The sequence below is a fragment of the Occallatibacter sp. genome (genome assembly GCF_049802275.1).
GTDB lineage: Bacteria > Acidobacteriota > Terriglobia > Terriglobales > Acidobacteriaceae > Telmatobacter.
Window position 1 is genome coordinate 1 of record NZ_JBARMD010000019.1, and the last position, 8,258, is coordinate 8,258.

Annotated in this window: 5 protein-coding genes; 4 read left to right on the forward strand and 1 reads right to left on the reverse strand. The window is 57.3% G+C overall.

Annotated elements, in window-relative coordinates:
* Positions 1–929: 929 nt before the first annotated feature.
* Positions 930–4,424, forward strand: a complete 3,495-nt coding sequence (locus WA354_RS00545) for an outer membrane beta-barrel protein (protein ID WP_472811054.1) — start codon at positions 930–932, stop codon at positions 4,422–4,424.
* A 139-nt stretch (positions 4,425–4,563) separates the two neighbouring features.
* A complete protein-coding gene (locus tag WA354_RS00550; RefSeq protein ID WP_472811055.1) occupies positions 4,564–5,913 on the forward strand; it encodes a serine hydrolase domain-containing protein in 1,350 nt (449 codons plus the stop codon).
* Positions 5,914–5,948: 35 nt separating this feature from the next.
* On the opposite strand, the gene WA354_RS00555 is transcribed toward WA354_RS00550, so the two are convergent.
* Positions 5,949–7,316: an amidohydrolase gene (locus WA354_RS00555; protein WP_472811056.1), complete on the reverse strand. Its 1,368-nt coding sequence runs from the start codon at positions 7,314–7,316 to the stop codon at positions 5,949–5,951.
* A gap of 152 nt (positions 7,317–7,468) precedes the next feature.
* On the opposite strand from WA354_RS00555, the gene WA354_RS00560 reads away from it, so the two are divergent.
* Both WA354_RS00560 and WA354_RS00565 read left to right on the forward strand, forming a co-directional pair.
* Entirely contained in the window at positions 7,469–7,810 is a 342-nt protein-coding gene (locus WA354_RS00560; RefSeq protein ID WP_472811057.1) for a PadR family transcriptional regulator, read from the forward strand.
* A gap of 11 nt (positions 7,811–7,821) precedes the next feature.
* Positions 7,822–8,258, forward strand: a 437-nt coding sequence (locus WA354_RS00565) for a permease prefix domain 1-containing protein (RefSeq protein ID WP_472811058.1), incomplete at its 3' end; no start/stop codon positions are given.

Genomic DNA, 8,258 nt, shown 5'->3' on the forward strand with positions numbered 1-8,258 from the left:
CCTGAGGACCGCTGAGGCGCACGATGCCGATGCCGCCCCGCCCCGGAGGCGTGGAGATTGCCGCGATCGTATCGACGATTGCGGCGGTGATTTCCGGTGCTTTCGACTCTGTGGCCATCCGTCTCGCTTCATGTCACCACCCCCACCCATACTCTGTAAAGAAAATCATTATTTTCAGCAGTTTACGGGCAGTGTCCGGCTGCAAAATTCTCTATTGGTTGAACTTAGCTGCAGATTACTCACAGGAAAGGGCTTAGAGCGGAAGGATCAAGAAACAGGACTCAAGGAAAACCAGGAGATTTGCCACAGTGCTATTGTGCTCCGGAAAGGTGAAATTACCTGCAAACCAGCCGCGGGAATCTTTCGTTTTAAATCAAGAACTTAATTGATGGTGCCTGGAAAAGGGTATTGACTGGAGCGGAGTCCGCCGCAGGTTGAACTAATCGCCGCTTGCAAACGGACGATTTCTGCGCCAGCGAACGTGGTTGCGACCTTTGCTGTCTCGGAGTGCCTTGGCATCGCGCAAGGGTGATTGGCCCAGGAATCCCCTGTACGCTCGGTTGAACTGGCGCTCGCTCAGAGAGAGAGTGAGATCGTACCGCGGGGAGCGATCCAGCGCAAGAACAGCGGCCAAAGTGAGCCGCGAAGTGATGAAGCAATATAACACTCGTCAGGATTCATGCGGGCGTGATGGGTAATCGGTGATTTGGGGGTTTGCGCAATGTGTTCGTCCCATAGCGTCATCTGCGAATTTTCGGGTGTTTCCCAGGGCGCGGGTATGAGAGGCCAGCACGTCGGAATATGGGTCAGAGCCTCTACAAAAAGGTTTTAGTAGATGATTTAAAGATATAATTCTTGCGAGTTTCTGCGCGGGAGAGAACTGGAACGAAGCTGCCGCGCGGAGCGTATTGATCACATAAGGTTGTCCAGTGAATCCAAATCGGTCATACCCAATCGCCCTTGCAGGCTGGGGCGCGAGTTTGAAGTATTTTTGCTCTCTTGCTCTCATCGTTCTGGTCGCATCGGCGGTCGCGGCCGGACAAACTGTGCCGCAGGCTGCGTGGAGCGGTGTGCTACACAACGCGGGTGGCGCGCCGATCGCGAGTGCCACAGTGAAGCTCTCTTCAGGATCTCTAAAAGCCGAAGGCAAGACTGGCTCTGACGGAAGATTCCTGCTGCACCTGCTTCCGGCGGGAGATTATCACCTGAGTGTTGCGACGAAAGGCGGTACCGCGGAGTATGCTCCGCCGGTCGTTTTGACTGCGAGCGCTCCGGAGGCGCTGCTTACGCTTTCAGGGCGCGGCGAACTGACGGTTGCCGCGGTGCAGAGCAAGGGGCAGGCAGCCACAGGCGGCGAGGAGCTCTCCGGCCAGTCTGTGAGCGAACTGCCTTTGAACAAGCGCGATTTCAGCTCGCTGTTGCTGTTGGCGGCCGGCACTATGACCGACACAAACGGCGCCACTAACTTTACCGCGCAGTTTGCCATCAACGGACAGCGCGGCGTTGAGGCGACCTTTGGCATGGATGGGGCGGATATCAGCGATCCGGAGATGGGCGGCGCGACCTTCTCCAACTTCAACGTGGACGCCGTGGAAGGAATCGATTCGAGTTCCGGCTGGATGCCAGCAGAGATTGGACGAGGCGCCGCAGGGTATACCAACATCCATACCCGGTCTGGTGCGAGCGGTTTTCACGGCTCGTTCTTCGAGTTCGTCCGCAACTCCGCCTTCGACGCTCGCAACTATTTTGATCACGCTACTCCAGCCTATCCTGGGCGCATCCCGCCCTTCCGGCGCAACGAATTCGGCTTTACCAATGGCGGACCTGTTTATATCCCCCATATTTATGACGGCCGCAAGCGCACCTTTTATTTCACTCAGTACCAGGGTTTTCGACAGGTGCTGGGCACCACGCAGGTAATGCCGGTGCCCTCGGTTCTGCAGCGTCCGCAGGCGGGAAGCAACTATGTCTACCATGTGATCGTTTATCCCGATAAGAGCGTCGACACGCTCGCCCTGCCCATTGATCCCTCCATCGCTGCGATCCTTGCGCGGTACCCGCTACCCAATCTGCCGACCGGCTCATTCGGCCTCAATACCTATGCGACGGCATCGAAGGTTGATACCAACGCCGATCAATTCTCTATCCGGATCGATCACAACTTCACAGAGAAGGACAAGTTTTTTGCCCGGTTCAACTACAACAACCTGACGGGCCCAACGACGAATCCAGACCAGACAGCGATTGATCCGCAGTTCGCCGTTCAATACATTGATCACCAGCGCAACGTGGTGGGCACCTATACCCGCCTGATTTCGCCTCGCATGGTTCTCACATCGATGATCAATATTATTCGCACAACTCCGGGCTTCCCGACAACGGACTACGCTGATCCGGCCGTCAAATTCAACGATGGCCTTTTTGAGGCCTTCAACTCAGCGGCCGGTTCCGTGATGCAGGCCTACGGCAACCTGTTCCAAGGCTATCAATCGATGTCGTATTCATTTGGCAGCCATTCCATTCATGCAGGATTCGAGGCGCGAATCAATCGGGACACTACCTACTTCGGCATTAGCCCGAATGGGGAGTACAGTTTCGGCGGCGGCACCGCATATGCCACAACAAACATCAGTTCGGCTAGCGGGGCGCACGATATTCACGTTGGTGATCCGTTGCCCGATACCTTTTCCAGCTTCATTATTGGAAGCCCCTTCGTCTACACCGTCGCCCTCCCCCCTACCTTTTCATCCGGCGGGCAGCACATCGGTCCGGCCGCGATTAACCGGGAGAACTATAACGCGTGGATACAGGACACGTGGAAGATCACTCCAAGGCTGACGCTCGACTATGGTGTTCGCTGGGAGATTTACACTCCCATTTCCGAGCGTGCTCACCGCACCGGCCGCTTCCGCGATGTTGATGGGCACACACAATATCTGGTGAATCCTCAGCCAGGCTACAAAACCAATTGGAACGGGTGGGGGCCGCGCGTTCAAGTGGCCTGGCAGGCGACCCAGAAAATCATGGCGCACATTGGCGGGGCTGTTACGGTGATTCCGCCGAACATCTGGCAGGATAACTTCCTCACCGGCTCCACGCCGTATGTGATCTATCCCCGACGCGTTTCGTCGGCACCCGCGCCGTTCAGTTACGGGTACCAGATCTCGCCTTCTCAATTGCCCAATGTCTACACCCCCGACGGGACAAACATCTTCGCAACGGATAATCCCAAAGCAGTTCCGTCGAACACGGTGATGGATGTGGACCGCTACCAGCGAGACCTTGCTGCGTTGACTGATTCGAGCACCATCACTCCTCTCAATTTGTCCGGCATCAATCCGGCATTCGGAAATGGCCGACTCTTTACGTGGACGCTTGGCCTGGAACGGAAGTTCGGTAATTTGACTGCCGATGCGGCGTACGTGGGAACCGCGGCACAGCATTTGCCGCGTTACGGCTTTCCGAATGCCTACCCCGGAGCGACCTCAGAATTTGCCAAAGACACCAGGTTTGATAGCGCGGGAAACGTAGTTGGAGGTTTCGGAGTCGAGAACGTGATTACAAACGACTCGCACTCCTCCTACAATGCGTTGCAAACTTCCCTTTCGGGAACCGTAGGTCACGGCGGTCCGGGAATCCAGGCGGGCTATACCTGGAGCAAGTCCATCGATAACACGAGCCTCGTCCTCGGTGGCACCGGTTCAACCGGAGCGGTAGCATCGGGCTTCTCTCAGAATCCGCTAGATACCCATGCTGAAAAGGCAGTATCGAATTTCGATGTTACTCACGGGTTCAGCGTGAGCGCCGCGCAGGACCTTCATCTGGCCAGCGTCAATTTCCTCGACTTCGTTCCAAAGGTGATCACCGGCGGCTGGGAAATGCTGGTGATTTCGAGCATCAACTCCGGTTCTCCTTTCACCGTATATTCCGGTATTCAACAGACTGGAGCGGGGTCGAACGGCGTGGATCGTCCCAATCAGATTGCGAAGCCTCAGCTCTCGACAGCCCGTAAAGACCGCACCGACTACTTCGGTCATGGCGGGGGCAATGGTCCTGATTTCTTCAGTATTCCCGTGTTCCAACCAGGGGGGACTGGACCGAATCAGGGTTTATTCGGCACACTCGGTCGCAATTCGTTCCGCGGTCCGGCCTTCTATAACTACGACTTCGCATTCATCAAGGACACGCCGCTTGGACATCGATCCAGCGGAGCCGAGCGCATGGGCCTGCAATTCCGTGCCGAGTTCTTCAATCTGTTCAACATTGTGAATATGGGCCTGCCGGCAAACATCCTGGGTGTTTCCACAAACACGACAGGCGGTGTGTCCTCGGCCGTCATCAGCCGCACGAATGGCTTTGGCCAGATCAGCAAGACCGCCGGCAATTCGCGGCAGATTCAGTTCTCACTGAAACTGATCTACTAACCGCATCGAGCTGGACCGGCGATAAGTCGGTCCAGCACCCCCTCTGCTATAAAGGACTGGCATTCCGGCCGGCATTCATCGTGCTGCGAACCGTCGCGTTCGCGCCGTCGCATCAGCATTGCGGGCCGCGGGAGAATTCATGAAAATTGCCTGGTCCCTATCTGCAGTTCGAGCCGTTGCAGCGGCGTCTGCGCTCGCGTTCAGCACATGTTTATCGGTGGCGCAGCAGAATGTTAAGCCCGTAACGAATTACCCGCTTGATTTGACGGTTGTGAAACCGGAGTCCGTCGGCTTCTCGTCAGAGCGGCTTGAACGGCTGCACACGATGCTCCAGGAGGAAGTAGATCAGAAGCACCTCGCCGGTGTCGTCACCATTCTTGCCCGGCACGGCAAAGTTATCGATTACCGTACTTACGGATATCGCGACCTTGCCGGCAGTGCGCCGATGACCAAGGATGTGATCTTCCGCGACTTCTCGATGACGAAACCCATCACGGGCGTCGCGATGATGATTCTGTACGAGCAGGGCAAGTGGTTGCCATCTGACCCAATCGCGAAATTCATCCCCGAGTTCGCGCACCTCAAGGTTTACAAGGGCATGGACCCGAGTGGGAACATGATCCTCACCGATCCCGATCATGCGCCTACGATGCGGGAGTTGATGACTCACACGGCGGGATTCACATACGGATTCTTCGGCGATACGCCGGTCGACAAGATGTACCGCGACGCGAACCTGCTGGCTTCGGCGAACCTGCAGGAGTTCATCGACAAACTCGCGAAGATTCCTCTGCTCTATCAGCCGGGCCAGGGCTGGACCTACAGCATGTCCATGGATGTCCAGGGATATATCGTTGAGAAACTTTCCGGCAAGTCTCTGCCGGATTTCGTGCGCGACAATATCTATACGCCGCTGGGAATGCGCGATGCGGGTTTCTATGTTCCAGAAGACAAGCGCAACCGTTTCTCGGTGCTCTATCGCGCCAGCCCAAATGGTGAACTGGTCGCTGACCCTAGCGCCAGCCGGCGTTCCGGCGACTACGACGTGCAGCCTCCTATGCCATCGGGCGGGGGCGGTATGGTTTCCACTGCCGAGGACTATTACCGATTCGCAACCATGCTTCTCAACAGCGGCGAACTCGACGGCAAGCGTATTCTCGCACCTTCAACGCTGAAGCTGATGACCTCGAACCATGTTCCCAGCGAACTGCTTACCGGCAAGTTTGGCATTGGTTCCCAGATAATGCGGCCCGGGTTTGGGTATGGGTATGACCTTGCGGTTGTCTTCGATCCGCCTGAGGCCAATCTCTCCGACGGCAAGGGGACGTTCTTCTGGGACGGGGCCGCCGGGACGTGGTTCTGGGTCGATCCGACGAACGATATCGTTTTTGTCGGAATGATCCAGCGCATGATGAGCCCGGACAACGGCAGACTGCAGTATCGCGCTCACGCGGTCGTCGACCAGGCTCTCGTCGATCCATCGAAGTAGATGGCCCCGCTAAATTAATCGCACCGGCGCTCGGCCTACTGCTTAAGAAGATCGAGCGCCATGGCGGTCATCGCCGTCACTCCGGTCTCGATGGTTGGCGCATACACGGGAGCAAACAGCGGTGAATGCGGCCCCGGTAGCGGCACGCCTGTTTCCCGGGCATGGGACAGCTTCTCAGGATCAGCCGCGCCCAGGCGAAACATCATCGCCGGGATCTTTCCATCGAGCGAAAACAATCCAACATCTTCGGAACCCATCACCGAATCTGCTTCATCCACGTGATCCGGCCCGAGCGCACTGATTGCGACCTTTCGCATGCGGTCGGTTAACGTGGGATCATTTAACTCCACTGGGGTAATCTCCGTCTGGCTGACGGTCACCACTGGCATTCGGTCCTGCGGAACGCCATAGCCCACGGCGATGCCTTCGGCGGTGCGACGCACGTCGACGATAATCTGATCCCGCACCTTGTCGGAATATGTGCGCAGCGTGAGCCCCATTGTGACTTCTTCAGGGATGATGTTCCGCTTCGCTCCGCCGTGAATCATACCCACCGTGAGCACCGCAGGCTGCTGCGGATCGATCTGGCGCGCGACGATGCTCTGCGCGAGGACGACGAACTCGGCAGCCATCAGTATGGGGTCCTTGCTCAACTGTGGCGCCGAGCCATGCGCCCCAACTCCGCGCATGGTTACATCGATGCTGGTTGAACTCGCCAACATGGGACCGCTCTTGAGAGCCACGCTTCCGGCGGCGTGGGTCGAGTCGTCATGCTCAGAAAGGACAAAATCAGGCTTGCCGAAGCGCTCATACAATCCGTCGGCCAGCATCGCCCTCGCCCCGTCGATGGTCTCCTCGGAGGGCTGCCCGATCAACATCAGCGTTCCGTGCCACTGGCTCTTGCGTTCAACCATTTCCTGCGCCACGCCAAGCAAAACCGTCATGTGAATGTCGTGACCACACGCGTGCATTACGCCCACGTCCTGGCCTTGCGCATTAGTCGATCGCACCGTCGATGCATAATCAAGCCCGGTTTTTTCCACTACCGGCAACGCATCCATATCGGTGCGGATCAGCAAGCGCGGTCCTGCGCCGTTCTGCATGATGGCAACGACGCCATATGCTTGCGATCCATCAGCGTACTTTCCCACATGCTCGGTTACGGTATAGCCCAGTTTGCGCAGATCGCTCGCAAGTAATGCGGAAGTCTTTTCCTCATGGTGCGAGAGCTCGGGATTGCGATGGAACCGTTTATATGTATCGGTGAGAGCCGGCAATTGACGCGCGGCAGATGCGGCCACGCTTGAGGAGGCCGACTGCCCCCGTGCCGGTAGCGCCACCATCGTGATTGCAACAAGCGCGACAATACTTGTCTCTATTAGTCCAGTCATTGGTCTAATCATTGGTCCGGTCTCCAGGGAAATCTTGGGTCAGCCTAACATGCTGAGTCAGAAAGCCTCCCGGGGGATTGATGCGGAACAACAGAATCCTCCTATTGCATTCCCATAGAAACGGGAGTACATTTGCTCCTATTGCTTGGCAAGAGGAGCACCGAATGGGCGACAAGACCGATGTGTGGCAGGGCACGCTGGCCCTGATGATTCTTAAAACGCTCGAAACCATGGGCCCGCAGCACGGTTACGGACTCGCGCGGCGCATCGAGCAGACGAGTGGCGATCTGCTGCAACTCAACTACGGCACGTTGTATCCGGCGCTGCTCAAGCTCGAGCAGGAGGGTTACGTCCGCTCTGAGTGGGGCACTTCCGATAACAATCGGAAAGCGAAGTTCTACGAGCTGACAAAGGCCGGCCACAAGCAGGTGCGGAAAGCCGCCGCCGATTGGGAGCAGGCGACTGAAATCCTCTCCCGCTTTCTAACCCCCGCCGAAGGCGCATAAGCGGAGAGCTCATGAGCACCTTGCAGGCGAAACTTTACGCATTCTGGCGTCGATTCAGCGGAACGTTGCGTCGCACAGACGCGGCGGAGGAGTTCGATGCGGAACTCGAAGCCCATGTCGCGATGGATACGGCGGCGGGCATTGAGGCCGGCCTTTCTCCAATTGAGGCGCGTCGCCAGGCACTCCTGCGTCTCGGTGGCGCTGAAAGAGTCCGCCAGGCACATCGCGAGCAGAGCGGATATTTCTGGATCGAGCAGTTCCTGCAGGATATTCGTTACGGCCTTCGCACGTTGCGGCGTTCTCCCGGCTTCACGGTGACTGCGGTTCTCACACTCGGTCTCGGCATCGGAGCCTGCACTGCAATCTTCAGCCTCGTCAACGCCGTCCTCATCCGTTCCTTGCCGTATGGCGATCCCCAGCGCCTGGTTTATCTCTTCACCCCCAGTTC